Raw genomic sequence first — 18,293 nt, 5'->3', positions numbered from 1 at the left:
ATCGCGCTCCACGTCCCGAGATTGGAGGTCGAAATGACCAGGTTATGGCTTTCCACGCTGGCATTGGCCTTGATGGTCACCAGCATTCATGCGCAGGACGTGCGTTATTCCGATCAACCACCGCCGCCGCCTCCGGGTACTCCCGGTCCGGGCCCCGGTCCCGATGACAACGCGCATTTTGGTTGGGCCGATGTGCTTCGCGCCGATCCGGTGCAGGGCATCGTGCGTACCAGCGTGCCGCAACAGCAGTGCTACAACCAGCAGGTGGTTCAGCACGATCCCGGTAACAGCGGCGTCGGTACGGTACTCGGCGCGGTGGTCGGCGGCGTGCTCGGTAGCACCATTGGCAAGGGTGGCGGCCGGGTTGCAGCGACGGTAGGTGGTGCCGTGGTCGGCGGTGCCGTGGGTAACCATGTGTCGGATCAGGGTGGCGATTACGCCACGACCCAGACCAACTGCCAGCAGGTGAATACGGTCAGCGATCAGCGTCGCATCATTGGCTATGACGTTGAGTATCGCTATCGCGGTGAGGTGTACACCTCACGCCTCAACTACGACCCGGGTGAGCGTTTGCGGGTTCGTGTGCAGGTGCAACCGGCGGATTGATCGGCCCGACAATCCATAGGTCGTTGCCAAGATCGCCGCCCTCGGGCGGCGATCTTCATTCGGGGCCTCGGATTTTTCTGTTGCAAGGCAGCGGAATTCTCGCCATCATGCGACTTCACCAGCTGGAATCTGCATGTCCGCAGCCGTCTATACCGCCACCGTACTTACCAGCGCCCGCGCGGCTGCTGGCATGACATCGCGTGCGCGCCGACCGTTGTATCGACATTCGGCCGGGTAGGCTGTCGCACGCGTTTCATGTGTATCGACGATAAAACCCGGCCATGTGCCGGGTTTTTTTGTTTTAGGAGTTAATTTCACGCAGGTCCATCTGCAAAGCCAAACCCGGCCATCCATGGGCCGAACCACACAATCAGACGCGGATCCGTCCGCAAGAGCACCGGCCGTCCATGGCCGGACATTTCAAATAGACGAGCCACAACCCATGTCCATCAGGCATTTCATTACCACCCAGGATTACAGTCGCGCCGAGATCGACGCCTTGCTGGTGCAGGCGGCAGAGTTCAAGCGTTCGCCGCACGGCCAGCAGCTGGCCGGCAAGTCGATTGCACTGCTGTTCTTCAACCCGTCGATGCGCACGCGCACCAGTTTCGAACTCGGCGCGTTTCATCTGGGTGGCCATGCGATCGTGCTATCGCCGGGCAAGGATGCGTGGCCGATCGAGTTCGAGGTTGGTTCGGTGATGGATGGCGACACCGAGGAGCACATCGCCGAAGTGGCGCGCGTGCTGTCGCGCTATGTCGACCTGATCGCGGTGCGCGCCTTTCCGAAGTTCCAGGACTGGGCGGTAGACCGGCAGGACAAGGTGATCAAGGCCTTCGCGCAGTACGCCACGGTGCCGGTGATCAATATGGAGACGATCACCCATCCCTGCCAGGAGCTGGCCCACGCACTGGCGCTGAAGGAGCATCTGGGCGATCTGCAGAACAAGAAGTACGTGCTGACCTGGACCTATCACCCGAAGCCGCTGAATACCGCTGTGGCCAACTCGGCCCTGCTGATTGCCACCAAGCTCGGTATGGACGTGACCCTGCTATGCCCCACGCCGGACTACGTGCTGGACGAGCGCTATATGGCGTTTGGCCGTCTGAATGCCGAACAGAACGGCGGCTCGCTGAAGGTCAGCCACAACATCGAGGAAGCTTATCGCGGCGCCGACGTGGTTTATGCCAAGAGCTGGGGTGCGCTGCCGTTTTTTGGCCAGTGGGAAAAGGAAAAACCCGTGCGCGAAGCAAGCAAGCACTTTATCGTCGACGAGGCGAAGATGGCGCTGACCAACAATGGCCTCTTCAGCCACTGCCTGCCGCTGCGCCGTAACATCAAGGCCACCGACGCGGTGATGGACTCGCCCGCCTGCATCGCCATCGACGAAGCCGAGAACCGGTTGCACGTGCAGAAGGCCGTGATGGCTTCGCTGATCGCGCAGCGCTAAGACTCTATCCATGTACACGCCGAAAACTTTCCGAGAGACAAACCCTGAAGTCCTGCATGGACTGATGCGGGCGTATCCGTTCGCCACGGTGGTAGTGCATGCGGCATCCGGATTCGTCGCCAATCATTTGCCGTTCGAAGTCGCGGGCGATGCCCTGCTGCACGGTCACGTTGCGCGTGGCAATGAACTGGCGCAAATGGATGGTGCCGAAGTGCTGGTGATCTTTCAGGGACCGGACGGCTATATCAGTCCGAACTGGTATCCGAGCAAGCACGAGACCGGTCGCGAAGTGCCGACCTGGAACTATGCCGTGGTGCACGTGCATGGCCGTTTGCAGGTGATCGACGATGCCGTATGGATGCGCCAGTTCCTGGAGACGCTTACCGATCGGCACGAGGCGATGCAGCCAAAGCCGTGGCACGTTTCGGATGCGCCGGCCGACCATGTCGAGAAATCCTTGAAAGCGATCGTCGGCATTGCGATCACGATCGAGCGTATCGAAGGCAAGTTCAAGCTGAGCCAGAATCATCCGGTGCGCAATCAGGCCGGCGTCGTCGACGGCCTGCGCCAGCGCGATGGCGACGGTGATGCCGAGCTGGCGCAGCTGATGGCCCATACCAAGGAGGGCAAATCATGACCGAAGGCATACTGCATCAGCATCGTTATCGTGTGGATGTCGACTGGACCGGCAATCGCGGTACGGGCACGCAAAGTTATCGTGGCTACGAGCGCAGCCACGATATCCGGGTGCCCGGCAAGCCGGTGCTGGCCGGATCGTCCGATGCCGCATTTCGTGGCGACGCTTCGCGCCACAATCCGGAAGACCTGCTGGTTGCCGCGCTGTCGTCGTGCCACATGCTGTCGTATCTCCATCTGGCAGCGACCTCCAAAGTCGTGGTGACTGCCTATAGCGATATCGCCGAAGGCATGATGGAAACCGACGCCGGCGGCGGCCGCTTCGTCGAAGTGGTGCTGCGTCCCACCGTGACCATCAGCACGACCAGCGACGCGGCGAAAGCCGAGGCTCTGCATGCCGAGGCGCACCACGCCTGCTTTATCGCCAACTCCGTCAATTTCCCAGTGCACTGCGAACCACGCATCGTGGTCGAACCTGCCTAGAACCCCATAGCCCCTTTCCCCATCAAGGATTCGCAAGTCATGAGCCAAGCCAGCGCCCACAAAGACATCGTCCTCGCCTTTTCCGGCGGCCTCGACACCAGCTTCTGCGTGCCTTATCTGCAGGAGCGCGGCTGGGCCGTGCACACCGTGTTCGCCGATACCGGCGGTGTCGATGCCGAGGAACGCGCCTTCATCGAGCAGCGCGCGGCCGAGCTGGGCGTCGCTTCGCATGTCACCGTCGATGGCGGCCTATCGATCTGGCAGGGCTTCGTCAAGCCGTTCGTGTGGGCGGGCGAGGGTTATCAGGGTCAGTACCCGCTGCTGGTCTCCGACCGCTATCTGATTGTCGAAGCCGCGCTAAAGCGCGCGGGTGAACTGGGCACCAAGGTCATCTCGCACGGCTGCACTGGCATGGGCAATGACCAGGTGCGCTTCGATCTGGCGGTGAAGTCGCTAGGTGATTACGAGATCGTCGCGCCGATTCGTGAAATCCAGAAAGAGCATACCCAGACCCGTGCCTACGAGCAGGCGTATCTGGAGGAGCGCGGTTTTGAAGTGCGCGCCAAGCAGAAGAGCTACACCATCAACGAGAACGTGCTCGGCGTCACCATGTCCGGTGGCGAGATCGATCACTGGAAGACACCCGGCGAAGGCGCCCGCGGCTGGTGTAAGCCACGCGCCGAATGGCCGTCCGAAAAGCTCAGCGTGACGCTGGGCTTCGAGAAAGGCGAAGCGGTGTCGCTTGACGGTAAAAAAATGGCCGGCGACAAGTTGCTGGTCAAGCTCAACGAGCTGTTCGCTGCTTACGGTGTGGGTCGCGGCATGTACACCGGCGACACCACCATCGGTCTCAAGGGTCGCATCGTGTATGAGGCGCCAGGCATCGTGTCGCTGCTGACCGCCCATCGCGCGCTGGAGGAGGCCGTGCTGACCAAGCAACAGAATCGCTTCAAGCCCGAGATCGCGCGCAAGTGGGTCGAGCTGGTGTACGAGGGTTTCTACCACGACCCGCTGAAGACCGATCTCGAAGCCTTCCTGGCTTCCAGCCAGAGCTGTGTCAACGGTGAGGTGGTGCTGGAAACCCAGGGCGCGCAGGTTACTGCGGTCGAGGTGCGTTCGCCGCACATCCTCAACGCCAAGGGCGCGGTCTATGCGCAGTCGGCCGACTGGGGCGTGGCCGAGGCCGAGGGCTTCATCAAGCTGTTCGGCATGAGCAGCACGCTGTGGGCCGAGGTCAACCGCTGATGAGCGCACTGCTCGATGCCACGGTCGAACATCTGAAGGCGCTGGTCGCCTTCGATACGCGCAATCCGCCGCGCGCAATCGGCACAGATGGCTTGTTCGATTATCTGCGCGCGCAACTGCCGGGTTTCACGTTGACGTTGACCGATTACGGTGCGGGTGCAGTGACCTTGCATGCCGTGCGCGGTGAGCCGAAATTTCTGTTCAACGTGCATCTGGACACCGTGCCCGATTCCCCGAACTGGACTGCCGATCCACATACGTTGCGTCTCACCGAAACCCGCGCCATCGGACTGGGTGCGTGCGATATCAAGGGTGCGGCTGCGGCGTTGATCGCCGTCGCTAATGCCGGCGACGGCGATATGGCGATGCTGTTTTCCACCGATGAGGAGGCCAATGATGCGCGCTGCATTGCTGGCTTTCTCAGCGAATCGCATCCCTACGAGGCGATCATCGTGGCCGAACCGACCAAGGGTGAAGCGGCGCTGACGCATCGCGGCATTCATTCGGTGATGATGCGTTTCGCCGGTCATGCCGGCCACGCGTCAGGCGAGCAGAAAGCCACCGACAGCGCCGTGCATCAAGTGATGCGCTGGGGCGATGCCGCACTCGATTTCGTCGCGGCACAATCGCACGAACGTTTCGGCGGACTCACCGGCCTGCGCTTCAATATCGGTCGGGTCGAAGGTGGCATCAAGGCGAACATGATTGCGCCATCGGCCGAGGTGCGTTTTGGCTTTCGGCCGCTGCCGACGATGGACCCGGATCAGCTGCTGCGCCTTTTCCGTACGCTGGTGGAACCACAGCCGGCCGAGTTCGACGAGACCTTCCGCGGCGCTTCGCTGCCCGCCGGCGACACCGCCAATGCCGAAGCCAACCGGCTGGCGGCGCGCGATCTAGCCGACGAACTGGAGATTCCCGTCGGCAACGCCGTGGATTTCTGGACCGAGGCGGCACTGTTTTCCGCTGCCGGTTACACGGCTTTTGTCTATGGCCCCGGCGACATCGCTCAGGCGCATACCGCCGACGAGTGGGTGACGCTGGCTCAGTTGCAGCATTACGCAGAAACCATTGATCGGATCATCAACCGTGCAAGCGCATAAAAACACCCGTCAAACCATCGTGCGCCTGCTGGAAAGCATGGGTAGCGCGAAGGAAATCCAGCAATACCTCAAGCGCTTTTCGCAACTCGATGCGAAGCGCTTTGCCGTGGTCAAGGTGGGCGGCGCCGTGCTGCGCGACGAATTGTCCGAACTCACCTCGTCGCTGACCTTCCTGCAGCAGGTAGGACTTACGCCGATCGTGCTGCATGGCGCAGGCCCGCAGCTCGATGAAGAACTTGCCGCCGCCGGCATCGAGAAGCAGACCGTCAACGGCCTGCGCGTGACCTCGCCACAGGCGCTGGCGATCGTGCGCAAGGTCTTCCAGCAGCAGAACTTGCGTCTGGTCGAGGCGTTGCAGTCGATGGATACGCGCGCCACCTCGGTGCCGTCGGGTGTCTTCACGTCGACCTATCTCGATCAGAATGTCTACGGCTTGGTCGGCAAGGTGCAGAGCATCAACCTCGCGCCGATCGAAGCGAGCCTGCGTGCCGGTTCCATTCCGGTCATCGCCAGTCTCGGCGAAACCGAGCAGGGGCAGATTCTCAACATCAACGCCGACTTCGCCGCCAACGAGCTGGTACGCGTGCTGCAGCCGTACAAGATCGTGTTTCTCACCGGTACCGGCGGGTTGCTTGACGACAAGGGTGCGGTGATCGATTCGATCAACCTCAGCACCGAGTTCGATCATCTGATGGCGCAGCCGTGGATCAACGGTGGCATGCGTGTGAAGATCGAGCAGATCGCCGATCTGTTGGGTGATCTGCCATTGACCTCGTCGGTGTCGATCACGCGGCCTGCGGAGCTGGCCAAGGAGCTGTTTACGCACAAGGGCTCAGGCACTTTGGTGCGGCGCGGCGAGCGCGTGCTCACCTTTGATTCGTGGGACGGTATCGACCTGGCGCGCATGCGCGTGCTGATCGAGTCGAGTTTCGGCCGCACGCTGGTGCCGGATTATTTCGAGCGCACGACACCGCGGCGCATCTACCTCAGCGAAAACTATCGTGCGGCGATGATTCTCACGAACGAGGAAGGGCTGGCCTACCTCGACAAGTTCGCCGTGCTCGACGACGCGCAGGGCGAAGGCCTGGGCCGCGCCGTGTGGCAGGTGATGCGCGAGGAAAATCCACAGCTGTTCTGGCGTTCGCGCCACGGCAACGTGATCAACCATTTCTACTACGCCGAATCGGACGGCTGCCTCAAGCAGGAGCGCTGGAAAGTGTTCTGGTATGGTTTGCCCGACTTCGGCACCATCGCCCGCTGCGTCGCGCACTGCGCCACGCGGCAGCCGACACTGCTGGATTAACACCATGACCTTGTCGAACAACGAAGCGCAAAAGAAATCCATCGGCATTGTCGGTGCACGCGGTCACACCGGCGCCGAACTGATCCGGCTGATCGCTGCGCATCCGTCGTTGGAACTGGCTTTCGTTTCGTCGCGCGAACTGGACGGCCAATCCGTGGCCGACCATGTGGACGGCTATAGCGGTGAGCTGCGCTATGCGAGCCTCGATGCGCAGGCGGTGGCAGGGCAGGCGGCTGATGTGGTGATCCTGGCCTTGCCCAATGGTGCGGCGGCATCGTACGTTGAAGCCATCGACGCGGCGCATCCGCAGACATTGATACTGGATCTGTCGGCCGACTATCGCTTCGACGAACGCTGGTATTACGGCCTGCCAGAACTGACACGCGACAAGTGGCATGGCCAGAAGCGCATCAGCAACCCCGGCTGCTACGCGACCGCGATGCAGCTTTCGATTGCGCCGCTGAAGGACCTGCTTGCCGCGCCGCCGGTGTGCTTCGGCGTGTCGGGCTATTCGGGTGCAGGCACCACACCATCGGACAAGAACGATCCAGAAAAGCTGCGCGACAACCTGATGCCGTATGCGCTGACCGGCCACATGCACGAGAAGGAGGCTTCGCGCCATCTTGGTGTGCCAGTGGAATTCATGCCGCACGTGGCACCGCACTTTCGTGGCCTCACTGTTACCACCAATCTATATCTCTCGCGCAAAATGACGCGCGAGGAAGTGCTGCAGCGTTTCCGCAACGCTTACGATGCGGAGCCGCTGGTGAGGGTTGTCGACGAGGCGCCGTGGGTTAGCCACATCGCGCATCGACATCATGCGGAGATCGGTGGCTTCGCACTCTCCGCCGATGGCAAGCGCGTGGTGATCGTCGCGACGCTGGACAACCTGCTTAAAGGCGCTGCCACGCAGGCGATGCAAAACATCAATCTTGCCATTGGCTGCGCCGAGCTGGCCGGCATCGATCCGGAGACGACTGGCCGACCGTGAAAGGGCATCGCTGCCCCTCACTGTCGTCCAAGTCAACTACCGGAGATTCATCATGCGCTTGTCCCGCTATCTATTGCCCGCCCTGAAAAACGATCCTGCCGAAGCGCAGATCGTCTCGCACCGCCTGATGCTGCGTGCAGGCATGATCCGTCAGGAAGCCGCCGGCATCTATGCCTGGCTACCGCTGGGTTTGCGCGTGCTGCGCAACGTCGAGCGCATCGTGCGCGAAGAAATGGACCTGGCCGGCGGAGTCGAGCTGCTCATGCCGACCTTGCAACTGGCCGATCTCTGGCGTGAGAGCGGCCGCTACGATGCCTACGGTCCGGAAATGCTGCGCATCACCGATCGCCACGAACGCGAACTGCTCTATGGGCCGACCAACGAGGAAATGGTCACCGAGATTTTCCGCAGCTATGTCAGCTCCTGGCGCAGCCTGCCGCTGAATCTCTATCAGGTGCAGTGGAAGTTTCGCGACGAGCAGCGTCCGCGTTTCGGCCTGATGCGTGGACGCGAGTTTCTGATGAAGGATGCCTATTCGTTTGATCTGGACGAAGTCGGTGCGCAGCGCTCCTATCGCCGCATGTTTGTCGCTTACCTGCGGATGTTCGCGCGAATGGGCCTGAATGCCATTCCAATGCGCGCAGAAACCGGCCCGATCGGTGGCGACTTGTCGCACGAGTTCATCGTGCTGGCACAAACCGGCGAGTCTGCCGTCTACTGTGATCGCGACGTACTCGATCTACCTGTGCCCGCATCGGATATCGACTATGCCGGAGATCTTCAACCGGTGATTGATGCATGGACCAAGCTCTATGCAGCGACCGAAGATGTGCATGATGCCGCGCGCTTCGAGCGCGAGGTGGCACCAGAAAACCGTGTGCATACGCGCGGCATCGAAGTAGGGCAGATTTTCTACTTCGGCACGAAGTATTCGCTTCCGATGAAGGCGACGGTGACTGGTGCGGACGGCGTGGCCCACCCGATCCACGGAGGCTGCTATGGCGTGGGCATATCACGCTTGATCGGTGCCATCATCGAGGCCAGTCACGACGAACATGGCATCGTTTGGCCCGCATCGGTATCGCCGTTCGACGTTGGTTTGGTCAACCTGAAGTCCGGCGATGCGCGCACCGATACCGCCTGTGAAACGCTGTACGCAAAGCTCCAGGCAGTCGGCGTGAGTGTGCTGTACGACGACACCGACGACCGTGCCGGCGGGAAGTTTTCCAGGATGGACCTGATCGGTCTTTCCTGGCAGCTCATCGTTGGCCCGCGTGGTCTCGACACCGGCGTGGTAGAGCTGAAGCAGCGCGCCAATGGTGAACGGCACGAGCTATCCATCGGGGCGGCATTGCAATTACTGACAGCATCGCATTCAAATCAAGCCAGCAACTATTCGGGCGGAAAAACCTCATGACTGATCTTCTATGGCAAAAAGCGGGCGTGGCGACGAATGCGCGAATCATGGCGTTTCTTGCCGGTGACGACGTGCTGCTCGATCGCGAATTTTTTCTGCACGACATCACTGCCAGCAAGGCGCATGTCGAAGGTCTGGCGAATATCGGTGTTGTAAGTGCCGACGAGGCGGCTGAATTGAAGCGCGAGCTGGATGCGCTGGCCGAGGATTTTCGCAGCGGATCGTTCGTACTGGACGATCGTTATGAAGACGGTCACTCGGCGATCGAGGCGCGACTGACCGAGCGTCTTGGCGATGCCGGTCGCCGCGTGCATACGGGTCGCAGCCGCAACGACCAGATCCTGGTCGCGACGCGCCTGTGGCTGAAGGACCAGCTAGCCACCTTGCAGTCGCATTGCCGCGCCATCGCGCAGGTATGTCTCGATCGTGCCGCACAGCCGGCGTTGCCGCTGCCGGGCTATACGCACCTGCAGCGTGCTGTGGTCTCGTCCACCGCGATGTGGTTTGCCGGTTTCGCCGAAGGCTTTATCGACAATGCACTGCGTGCCAGACAGACGTCCATCTGGATCGATGCCAATCCGCTGGGCACCGCGGCTGGCTATGGCGTCAATCTCAAACTTGATCGTGAGCACACTACGCAGGCGCTGGGTTTTGCACGGATGCAGGTTTCGCCGGTCTACGCGCAGCTCTCGCGTGGCAAGTTCGAGATGGCCGTACTGGAAGCCATTGCCAGTGCGCTGCTCGATCTGCGTCGGCTGGCGTGGGATCTGTCGCTGTTCACCACGGCAGAATTCAACTTCGTCAGCCTGCCATCGGAGTACACCACCGGCAGCTCGATCATGCCGAACAAGCGCAACCCCGATGTGGTGGAACTGCTGCGCGCCAGCTATGCCAGCGTGGCCGCGGCGCGTACCGAGATCGAGCAGCTGCTGTCGCTTCCCTCGGGCTATCAGCGCGACCTGCAGTTTTCCAAAGGCTCGCTGTTCCACGGTTGCCGGCATGGACTCAGCGCACTCGAACTGGTGCCCGATCTGCTGGCGCGTCTGCAGTGGAACGAAGCTCCGATGCGTGCCGCGATCGATCCGGCGATGTACGCCACCGATGTGGCGATCGAACAGGCAGCCGCCGGTGTGCCGTTCCGCGATGCGTACCGGGCCGCAGCTGAAACTGCGTCGTCCGCCGGTGCCGGGCGCACGCCGGAAGCTAGCCTCGCTGCACGCAGCTCGCCAGGTGCCGGCAACGATCTGCGATTGGACGAACTCGCTGCACGGCTGGCGCTGACAAGTATTGCACCATGAGTTCGAGCGTACCTCGTCGCACTGTCAGATGGCCGGGGCACGCATTGCCTGCCGAAGATGCGGATGGGGACGTGGGCGTCGCTTTGCATGCGCATCCGGCCAACAACTTCGATAGCCTGAGATTGCTCGCGGCCGGCATGGTGCTCTGTTCGCACCAGTTCGCGTTGACCGGCCGCCCAGAGCCTCGCGTCTTGGGTCTGATGAAGTTAGGCACGTTTGGTGTGCTGGTGTTCTTTGTGATCAGCGGATACCTGGTCGCGCAGAGCTGGGATCGTGACCCGCATCCGTTGCGCTTCGCCGCCAAGCGCCTGCTGCGGATCTGGCCCGGCCTGGCCGTAGTCACCTGTGTGGCTGCATGGTTGCTTGGTCCGCTGGTAACCGATGCATCACTGCGCGATTATTTTCACTCGCCGGTCACATGGGACTATTTCGCGCAGCTGGTTTTTGCCGTCCGGCTTCATCTGCCGGGTGTGTTCGAGCACAGTCCGTATCCAGCGGTAAACGGTTCGCTGTGGACCATTCCGATCGAAGTGCAATGGTATGGCGCCTTGCTTCTGGCAGGTGTGTGCGGATGGCTTCGGCCGCACATGCGTTTTTTTCTGCTGGCACTCGTGCTGCTCTACGCGAGCTATCTCTATCTCATTTACGACGTCCAGCACAATCCGAACGCAAGGTTTTTAGCACCGGATTTCGGTATCGAGTACGGCAGCTTCTTTTGCTATGGCGCGCTGCTTTATCTCTTCCAGGGAACGTGGTTCCGGCATCCCCTGCGCCTGTTCGTCGGGCTGATCATGCTGGCTGGTGTGCTATTGGCATGCCACCAAGGTTATGCCGGTCTTTACATGGTGCTGCCTTTTGTCGTGATTAGGGTGGGTACGTGGTCGACACCGGTGTTGCGGCGCTTCGGTCGTTATGGCGATTTCTCGTATGGCATGTATATCTATGCCTTCATGATCCAGCAATGGCTGACGTGGCTTATGGGACCAGGTCACCCTTACTGGCTGGGCCTGCTTGCTTCGATGCTCTGTACGCTGGTTTGTGCAGTGCTTTCGTGGCACCTGGTTGAACGTCCCGCGTTGAATCTGAAGCGCCGCCTGCCAGGTGCCACGCTTCCTGCAGGCGATATTCCGGACATATGGCAAGAGCATGTCTTGTCAAAGGACACTCTGCCGCCGGTTCGCACGGGCGAACAATTGGTATCACCTGGGAACAAGGATTCATGAGTCCGCGCAGCGTGCTTCGCGAACAGCCGCTGCCGGGTGATCAGTCACAAGTCCCGTTCAGAGCAATGAAAAATCTCAGTGCCACCGAAGGTGATTGCGCTCATCCAGTTCGCCATATATTGGTGTCATCAATATTCTCATCTCTCTAATCTGGTAGGCGTATGAAAAAGACCATATGGATATGTGTAGCTTTTCTCTTTAGCAATATGGCTTTTGCGCAGCATCAAACGCCAGCCACGCCGCCCACGAATCCCTTTGTCCTGAGCGCTGCACAGAAGGACAAGCTGTTGGCCGACTGGCCACAACTGGAAAGGTACCGTGGCGAGAACGCAGCGCTGCCATCGCCGAGGAAAGGCGATGGGCGAGTTATCTTTATGGGTGATTCGATTACTGATATCTGGCGTGGTCGAGATTTCTTTCCGGGAAAGCACTACATCAACCGCGGCATCAGTGGGCAGACCACAGCGCAGATGTTGATCAGGTTTCGTGCTGACGTCATTGCGTTGAAACCTCGCGTAGTGGTGATTCTCGCTGGCACGAACGATATTGCGGACAACACCGGGTCGTATTCACTGCAGATGATTGAAGACAACCTCACATCCATGGCCGAACTAGCGCGTGTCAACGGCATCAAGGTTGTGCTGGCCTCCATAACGCCGGTCAATGATGACTACTTTCCTCTGACAACGGGTCGGCCACCGCAAAAAATCCATGCACTTAATGACTGGATCAAGGGTTATGCACGTCGCCAGCATTTCGTTTATCTGGATTACTACGATGCGCTGCTTGGCCCGCACGACATGTTGAAAAGGGATTTTTCCGGCGATGGTATACATCCAAATCCAGCTGGTTATGCCGTAATGGCGCCGTTGGCACAACGAGCGATTGATAGAGCACTGATGAATCCTTAAATGGGCCAACGCACACTCAGCGTTGAATTGAAGCGGAATAATTTGAAGGGAATACGGCATGAGCGCGGACGTGGAATGGCTCGAGCAGGCATTGCCGCACTGGCGTCGTGCCGTGCTGAAAGTGGGTAGCAACCTGCTTGCTGCCGACGGTGGCGGCTTGACTTCGCGTTATGCAGAAGCCTTGGCTGGTTTCATTGCCGCCAGTCATGCCGCTGGTCGTCAGGTGGTGCTGGTGTCTTCCGGCGCGGTAGCGGCTGGGCGTGTGCTGCTGCGTCAGCATGCGGCCGATGGCAGTGGTCTAGCGGCGAGACAGGCGCTTGCCGCCTTGGGCCAGGCGCCGATGATCGCGCTGTGGCAATCGTTGTCTGCACGGCCAGTAGCGCAGGTACTGCTCACCCATGATGATCTGCGCAACCGTCGCCGCTACCTCAACGCACGCGCTACGCTGCGTGAGCTGCTTGTGCTCGACGTGTTACCGGTGGTGAACGAGAACGACACAGTGGCAGTTGACGAGTTGAAACTCGGCGACAACGACAATCTCGCGGCAATCGTTGCCGCATTGGTCGATGCCGACCTGTTGCTGATCGCCTCGGATGTCGATGCGCTATACAGCGCCGATCCACGTCGTGATCCGGCAGCCAGGCCGATCGCACATGTGCCTGCGTTGACACCATCGATCCTGGCGATGGCTGGCGGCAGTGGCAGTGCGGTTGGCACCGGTGGCATGCGCACAAAGCTGGAGGCAGCGGCGAAAGCCGCCGTAGCGGGTATTCCCACGGCACTGTTCAGCGGTCGCGATGCGGAGACTGTGCAAGCACTTCAGCATGGTCGGTTGCACGGCACGCTATTCGCCGCTGCCAGCAGTCCCATGCAAGCCCGCAAATACTGGTTACGGCATGCGCCGGCCGCAATGGGGCGCATCCGCATCGATGCGGGTGCTGCCCATGCACTGACCGGCGGGCGTGTTTCGCTGTTGCCGGGTGGCGTGCTCGGTGCGGAAGGTGAATTCCACCGCGGCGATCTGGTGGAGATCGTCGATATGGCCGAGCGACCGGTCGCTCGCGGCCTCTGTCAGTACGGCGCTGCCGAGGTGCGTCGACTGGCCGGTCGGCACAGCCGCGAGATCGAGGGCCTACTCGGTTACAGCTACGGCGCCGAGGTAGTGCATCGCGATGATCTCGCTACAGTGAACGACATGGGAGCCGTCGCATGAGCGGAATTCGACAGCAGGCACTTGCCTGCCGCGATGCCGCGCAGGTCGTCGCTGCGCTCGGCAGCGAGGCCAAACGCGCGCTGCTGCGTGACATGGGGACGGCGCTGGAAGCGAAATCCGGCGCGGTGCTGGTTGCGAACGCACGTGACATGCAACAGGCAGAGGAAAAGGGGGTACAGGGCGCCATGCTCGATCGCCTGCGGCTGGATGAGTCACGCGTGGCTGCCATCGCCAATGCGTTGCGCGAAGTAGCTGAACTACCTGATCCGGTAGGTGTGGTGACGCGCCGTGAGATACGCCCTAATGGACTCAGCATTGAGCGTGTGCGCATCCCGCTCGGCGTGGTGGCGATGATCTACGAGGCAAGGCCCAACGTTACCGCGGATGCCGCGGCGTTGTGCCTGATGGCAGGCAATGGCGTGATCCTGCGCGGCGGCTCTGAGGCGATCCACTCAAACACGGCGATTGCAGCGGTGCTGAAATCAGTACTGGAAGCGCACGGTGTGCCAACTGCCGCGCTGACCATGGTCGCGGATCTGCAGCGCGAGACAATGATCGAGCTGCTGCAACTCACCGATATCGTCGACCTGGCGATTCCGCGTGGCGGCGAGGGGCTGATCCGTTTTGTCGCCGAGCATGCACGCGTGCCGGTAATCAAGCACTACAAGGGCGTTTGCCATCTGTACGTGGATCGCGCGGCCGACCTTGCTTTGGCGCTCAATCTTTTGATTGACGGCAAGACTACGCGACCTGGCGTCTGCAATGCGCTGGAAACTCTGCTGGTGCATGCGGACATTGCCGAAAGCTTTTTACCGCTGGCGGCGGCAGCGTTAAGTGAGCGTGGCGTCGAACTGCGTGGCTGCGAGCGCAGTCGCCAGTGGGTGCCTGCCATGAAGTTAGTGACCGACGACGACTATGCCGCCGAGTTCCTCGACCTGATTCTCGCCGTGCGCATTGTCGACGATCTCGATGAGGCCATCGCGCACATCCAGCGCCATGGCTCCGATCACACCGAGGTCATTGCCAGCGCCGACGAAGCCGCGGTGCAGCGTTTCGTGCATGCGCTTCGCTCAGCGGTGGTGATGGTCAACGCCTCCTCGCGCTTCTCCGATGGTGGCCAGCTCGGCCTCGGCGCCGAGATCGGCATTTCCACCACCCGCCTGCACGCCTACGGTCCTATGGGTGCCGAGTCGCTCACTATCGAGCGTTTCGTGGTGCGTGGCCACGGCCAGGTTCGGCATCCGCACAACCGTGGGTGAGTGTCGGTAACCGGCCATGCACCGGCATCTTTCGGCCGACCACTCGCGCGAAATACGGAACTGAACAAGCTCGACAGAAAAAGGTTGGCTCCGCCGACTGCCTTGAAGGTTGTGGAGATGCCGTAACATGGCGTGGTTGATGCATGCTGGTTTACCAGGCCGTCGGCGGTGGATCGCTTGGCCTCGGTGAAATCGGCATCTCTGCCGCTCGCTTGTATGTCTTATGCGTCGTACGGAGGTGTGCAGAGGAACCGTCAATACCAGGGGGGAATGTGCGATCAGTTCACTTTGTTTCGGGTCTGCCGAGGTCATATTCGACACCGACCGGCTCTGGTGCAGCAAGCCGTGCCTGCTGGCGCGATCCGCAATTCAACCTGCGCGGGGGTAAGGGTAGTGTGAGTGCGCCGGTCGGCGATGCCTGCGCCGGCAACGGCGATCGCCAGGCAAGCCATGCCACCTTGTTGAGAGTCTGTCCAAGGACGACGTAATGCCTATCGACAAAGTTGGAACCGGGAGAAATTGGCATCGCCTATTGATCCCCGTACGCAAAATGTTCACTGCTGCCTTGAAACACTGCCCGCACAAATCCGGGAAACGCGGCTAGCCATGACCATGCTGACGGATTTCGATAGGCCAGCTCGCGCGGGACTGACGCGGATGGTTGCCGCCATTGTGGTGGGCAATGGCTTTATCGCGTACGACTTCACGATCTACAGCTTGTCGGCGGTGACGATCGGCACGCTGTTCTTTCCGTCCCGTAATCCCGTCTCGTCGTTGTTGCTGTCACTCGCTACGTTCGGCGCCGGTTTTGTGATGCGGCCGCTCGGTGCGGCGATCATTGGACATATTTCCGATAGCCGAAGCCGCAAGACGGGCATGATGCTTTCGCTCATGTTGATGACGATTGCGACGTGGATGATCGCGTGCATGCCGACCTATGCATCGATCGGTCCGGCGGCGACGGTGCTGATGGTCGTCGCGCGATTGATGCAGGGGCTGGCTGCGGGCGGAGAGATTGGTCCAGCGTCGGCATCGTTGATGGAGGCGGTGGCACACGAGCGTCGCTGTTTCATCGTCAGCTGGCGCGGTGCCAGTCAGGGAATGGCCGCATTCACGGCGGCGCTGATTGCGGCGAGCACGACGGCGCTCCTCTCTCCAGCGACCATGCAGGAGTGGGGCTGGCGCATACCTTTTATGATTGGTGGGCTGATCGGTCCGGCAGGCTGGTATTTGCGTCGCCGCATGCCGGCGATCGCCGAGCAATCCAGCAGAAAACTCATGTTCAGGCCGCTGTTTGCCGAGCATGCGCGCACGCTTGTGTACGGCGTGCTCATGATGGCGGCACCATCGGCGAGCTTTTATGTTGCGGTGTTCTACTTGCCGAGTTACCTGGTCCAGACACTGCATTGGCCCGCCACGATCAGTCTGGTGACAGCCTGTCTGTCGGGTCTGATCATTCTGGTGATGACGCCGCTGGTCGCCGTTATCGCCGACCGCTACGCGAGTCGAAAGACAGTTCAGTACGTCATGTTCTCGGTATCCCTGATGGCGACCTATCCCGCGTTCCGGATGTTGACCCAGGGCGTCGGTCATATCGGGGGGCTGCTCATCATGGCGGCCTACGTGGCGCTTTCGCTGAATAACGCCGGCGCAGGATCGGTGCTGATGCTTGAGGCGTTCCCACGACATCAACGAGCGGCGGGGCTTTCGGTGATCTATAGCCTTGGCGTGGTGATTTTTGGCGGATTTTCGCCGCTGCTGGTGACCTGGCTGATCCATCTCACCGGCGACACCATGATGCCTGCGTGGTATCTGATCGGCGCCACGGCGACTACGCTGTATGCGTTGAATCGGTTTCCCGAGAATAGATATGCACGAGTCGCGACCTCTGGCGTCAGTGCGGATTGATCAGCGCGCCGCGAGCGTTTGCTGAAGGGCGATAGCCTGAGCCCGCATGTCTTTGGGGCTCATGCTGAAGGCCCGACGAAAAGCACGGGTAAAATCCGAGGCGCTCTTGAAGCCCAGCCCGTAGGCAATCTCGATCACCGGGAGGTGGGTAAAGCGCACCAGCTCATCGGCCGCGGTTCGCAATCGGCGATAACGGATATAGGTGCCCAGGCCACCTTCGTACTCGAACCAGCGGTAAATCGTGGCGCGTTTCAGCTGCAGCGCATTGACGACATAGGTAGGCGTGAGATCGCTCTGGTGCAGATTGGCCTCGACGAAGCGTCGCACCTGACCGATTACGGCGGTTTGCACCGCGGCACGATGGTCGCCGGCCAGATGAGACGTTTTTCGAAATCCAGCGACGAGAAGTTCGGCACTGGCGCGCAATGCGTCGAAGGCATCGGTGGCGTCAAGCCTGGATATCTCGTTGCCGATGGCTGCCATGTGATCCCAGACAAGCCGACCAAGTAGCGTATCCATTGGCAGTGCGCGGCCGTGAATCGATTCGCTATCGGGCAAGCCCGCATCCACGATGGCGCGCGGCACGAACAGCGTCAGAACCCGGCATGCCGGCCGGTCGACGCGAAACGGCTGACTCATGTCAAACGCGATGATGCTCTTCGACTCGCTGGCCGTGCTGCGCCTGTGGCGCATGCCGGTCACATTGCCAGTGCTGCCTTCCAGAAAGAGATGAAAAGCGTAATCCCGGCGCGCGTCCGTGGAAACGCGTGCCACCGAACGCTCAAGCACCATCGAGTCCGTGCGGCAGTCGGTAAAGACCAGCCCGTCAACCGCGTATAGATCGATGTTCGCGCTAAACCCGCCGGTCAGCTGGGTGGACGATGGCGGTACGTCGACCACGTGGCCGACTCGCTGGCGCCAAGCCAGTACCTGCGCGTCGGTACCTAGCGCGTGTGTGCTGAAGCTGCTGGTCGCGGTGTACGCGAGCTGTGTGTCTTCATCGACAGGTCGACGCGCGATTGATGTTTGGGTCATAGGTACCGTCGAGGAAAAAGCAACCGATCCAGCCTTGATGAAAGGTCGAGCAAGCAGCATGCCAACGATCGCAAGTCATTGAACGAGCGTTTTCGCGAAGCGCTGTCCTGGTTTTGGTGAAACGCAAATGCCGGTATGTCCTGCTCCTGTACTCGCAAATCGGTTGTGACGACGCACAGCGTCGGGTCACGCCCACCCACGCAACTTTCGCCCTG

At 60.7% G+C, this 18,293-nt stretch carries 16 protein-coding genes; 15 read left to right on the top strand and 1 reads right to left on the bottom strand.

Features of this window, described 5'->3' with window-relative positions; genetic code table 11:
• Positions 1-33: 33 nt before the first annotated feature.
• The 15 genes from HDE80_RS04215 to HDE80_RS04145 all read left to right on the top strand — a co-directional run bounded on the left by HDE80_RS04215 (position 34) and on the right by HDE80_RS04145 (position 17,043).
• Entirely contained in the window at positions 34-606 is a 573-nt protein-coding gene (locus HDE80_RS04215; protein ID WP_184668208.1) for a glycine zipper 2TM domain-containing protein, read from the top strand.
• A 442-nt stretch (positions 607-1,048) separates the two neighbouring features.
• Entirely contained in the window at positions 1,049-2,056 is a 1,008-nt protein-coding gene (locus tag HDE80_RS04210) for an N-acetylornithine carbamoyltransferase (protein WP_184668206.1), read from the top strand.
• A 10-nt stretch (positions 2,057-2,066) separates the two neighbouring features.
• Positions 2,067-2,693, top strand: a complete 627-nt coding sequence (locus tag HDE80_RS04205; RefSeq protein WP_184668205.1) for an FMN-binding negative transcriptional regulator — start codon at positions 2,067-2,069, stop codon at positions 2,691-2,693.
• Entirely contained in the window at positions 2,690-3,175 is a 486-nt protein-coding gene (locus HDE80_RS04200; protein WP_221437417.1) for an OsmC family protein, read from the top strand. Before HDE80_RS04205 ends, HDE80_RS04200 begins: the two co-directional genes overlap by 4 nt.
• Positions 3,176-3,214: 39 nt before the next feature.
• A complete protein-coding gene (locus HDE80_RS04195) occupies positions 3,215-4,420 on the top strand; it encodes an argininosuccinate synthase (RefSeq protein WP_184668203.1) in 1,206 nt (401 codons plus the stop codon).
• Positions 4,420-5,520 (top strand): acetylornithine deacetylase, encoded by a 1,101-nt coding sequence (locus HDE80_RS04190; RefSeq protein WP_184668201.1) that lies wholly within the window; start codon positions 4,420-4,422, stop codon positions 5,518-5,520. The genes HDE80_RS04195 and HDE80_RS04190 overlap by 1 nt, the downstream gene beginning before the upstream one ends.
• 37 nt (positions 5,521-5,557) lie before the next feature.
• Entirely contained in the window at positions 5,558-6,823 is a 1,266-nt protein-coding gene (locus HDE80_RS04185; RefSeq protein ID WP_255483603.1) for an acetylglutamate kinase, read from the top strand.
• A 4-nt stretch (positions 6,824-6,827) separates the two neighbouring features.
• Positions 6,828-7,814, top strand: coding sequence for an N-acetyl-gamma-glutamyl-phosphate reductase (gene argC, locus HDE80_RS04180; RefSeq protein ID WP_184668199.1), 987 nt, complete (start codon positions 6,828-6,830; stop codon positions 7,812-7,814).
• Positions 7,815-7,866: 52 nt separating this feature from the next.
• Positions 7,867-9,231 carry a proline--tRNA ligase gene (proS, locus tag HDE80_RS04175; protein WP_184668198.1) on the top strand — a complete coding sequence of 455 codons (1,365 nt, stop codon included), beginning with the start codon at positions 7,867-7,869 and terminating at the stop codon, positions 9,229-9,231.
• Positions 9,228-10,529: an argininosuccinate lyase gene (argH, locus tag HDE80_RS04170; RefSeq protein ID WP_184668196.1), complete on the top strand. Its 1,302-nt coding sequence runs from the start codon at positions 9,228-9,230 to the stop codon at positions 10,527-10,529. The genes proS and argH overlap by 4 nt, the downstream gene beginning before the upstream one ends.
• A gap of 71 nt (positions 10,530-10,600) precedes the next feature.
• Positions 10,601-11,752 carry an acyltransferase gene (locus tag HDE80_RS04165; protein WP_184668194.1) on the top strand — a complete coding sequence of 384 codons (1,152 nt, stop codon included), beginning with the start codon at positions 10,601-10,603 and terminating at the stop codon, positions 11,750-11,752.
• Positions 11,753-12,039: 287 nt separating this feature from the next.
• On the top strand, positions 12,040-12,663 hold the full coding sequence (locus tag HDE80_RS04160) for an SGNH/GDSL hydrolase family protein (protein ID WP_345776410.1): 624 nt from the start codon (positions 12,040-12,042) through the stop codon (positions 12,661-12,663).
• Positions 12,664-12,721: 58 nt separating this feature from the next.
• The gene (gene proB, locus HDE80_RS04155) at positions 12,722-13,876 is read left to right on the top strand and encodes a glutamate 5-kinase (RefSeq protein ID WP_184668190.1); all 1,155 of its coding nucleotides are present in this window, start codon (positions 12,722-12,724) and stop codon (positions 13,874-13,876) included.
• Complete coding sequence (locus tag HDE80_RS04150; RefSeq protein ID WP_184668188.1) at positions 13,873-15,135, top strand: glutamate-5-semialdehyde dehydrogenase; 1,263 nt, start codon at positions 13,873-13,875, stop codon at positions 15,133-15,135. The genes proB and HDE80_RS04150 overlap by 4 nt, the downstream gene beginning before the upstream one ends.
• A gap of 606 nt (positions 15,136-15,741) precedes the next feature.
• Entirely contained in the window at positions 15,742-17,043 is a 1,302-nt protein-coding gene (locus HDE80_RS04145; protein ID WP_221437415.1) for an MFS transporter, read from the top strand.
• Here the strand turns inward: HDE80_RS04145 and HDE80_RS04140 are convergent, their stop codons facing one another.
• Entirely contained in the window at positions 17,044-18,078 is a 1,035-nt protein-coding gene (locus HDE80_RS04140; protein ID WP_184668186.1) for a helix-turn-helix domain-containing protein, read from the bottom strand. It lies immediately after the preceding gene.
• Between the last annotated feature and the right edge of the window lie 215 nt (positions 18,079-18,293).

The organism is Rhodanobacter sp. A1T4 (assembly GCF_014207185.1).
In the GTDB taxonomy this organism is placed as follows: Bacteria; Pseudomonadota; Gammaproteobacteria; order Xanthomonadales; family Rhodanobacteraceae; genus Rhodanobacter.
The sequence above is the reverse complement of the archived record's forward strand: the minus strand, read 5'-3'. Positions and strand labels throughout refer to the sequence as shown.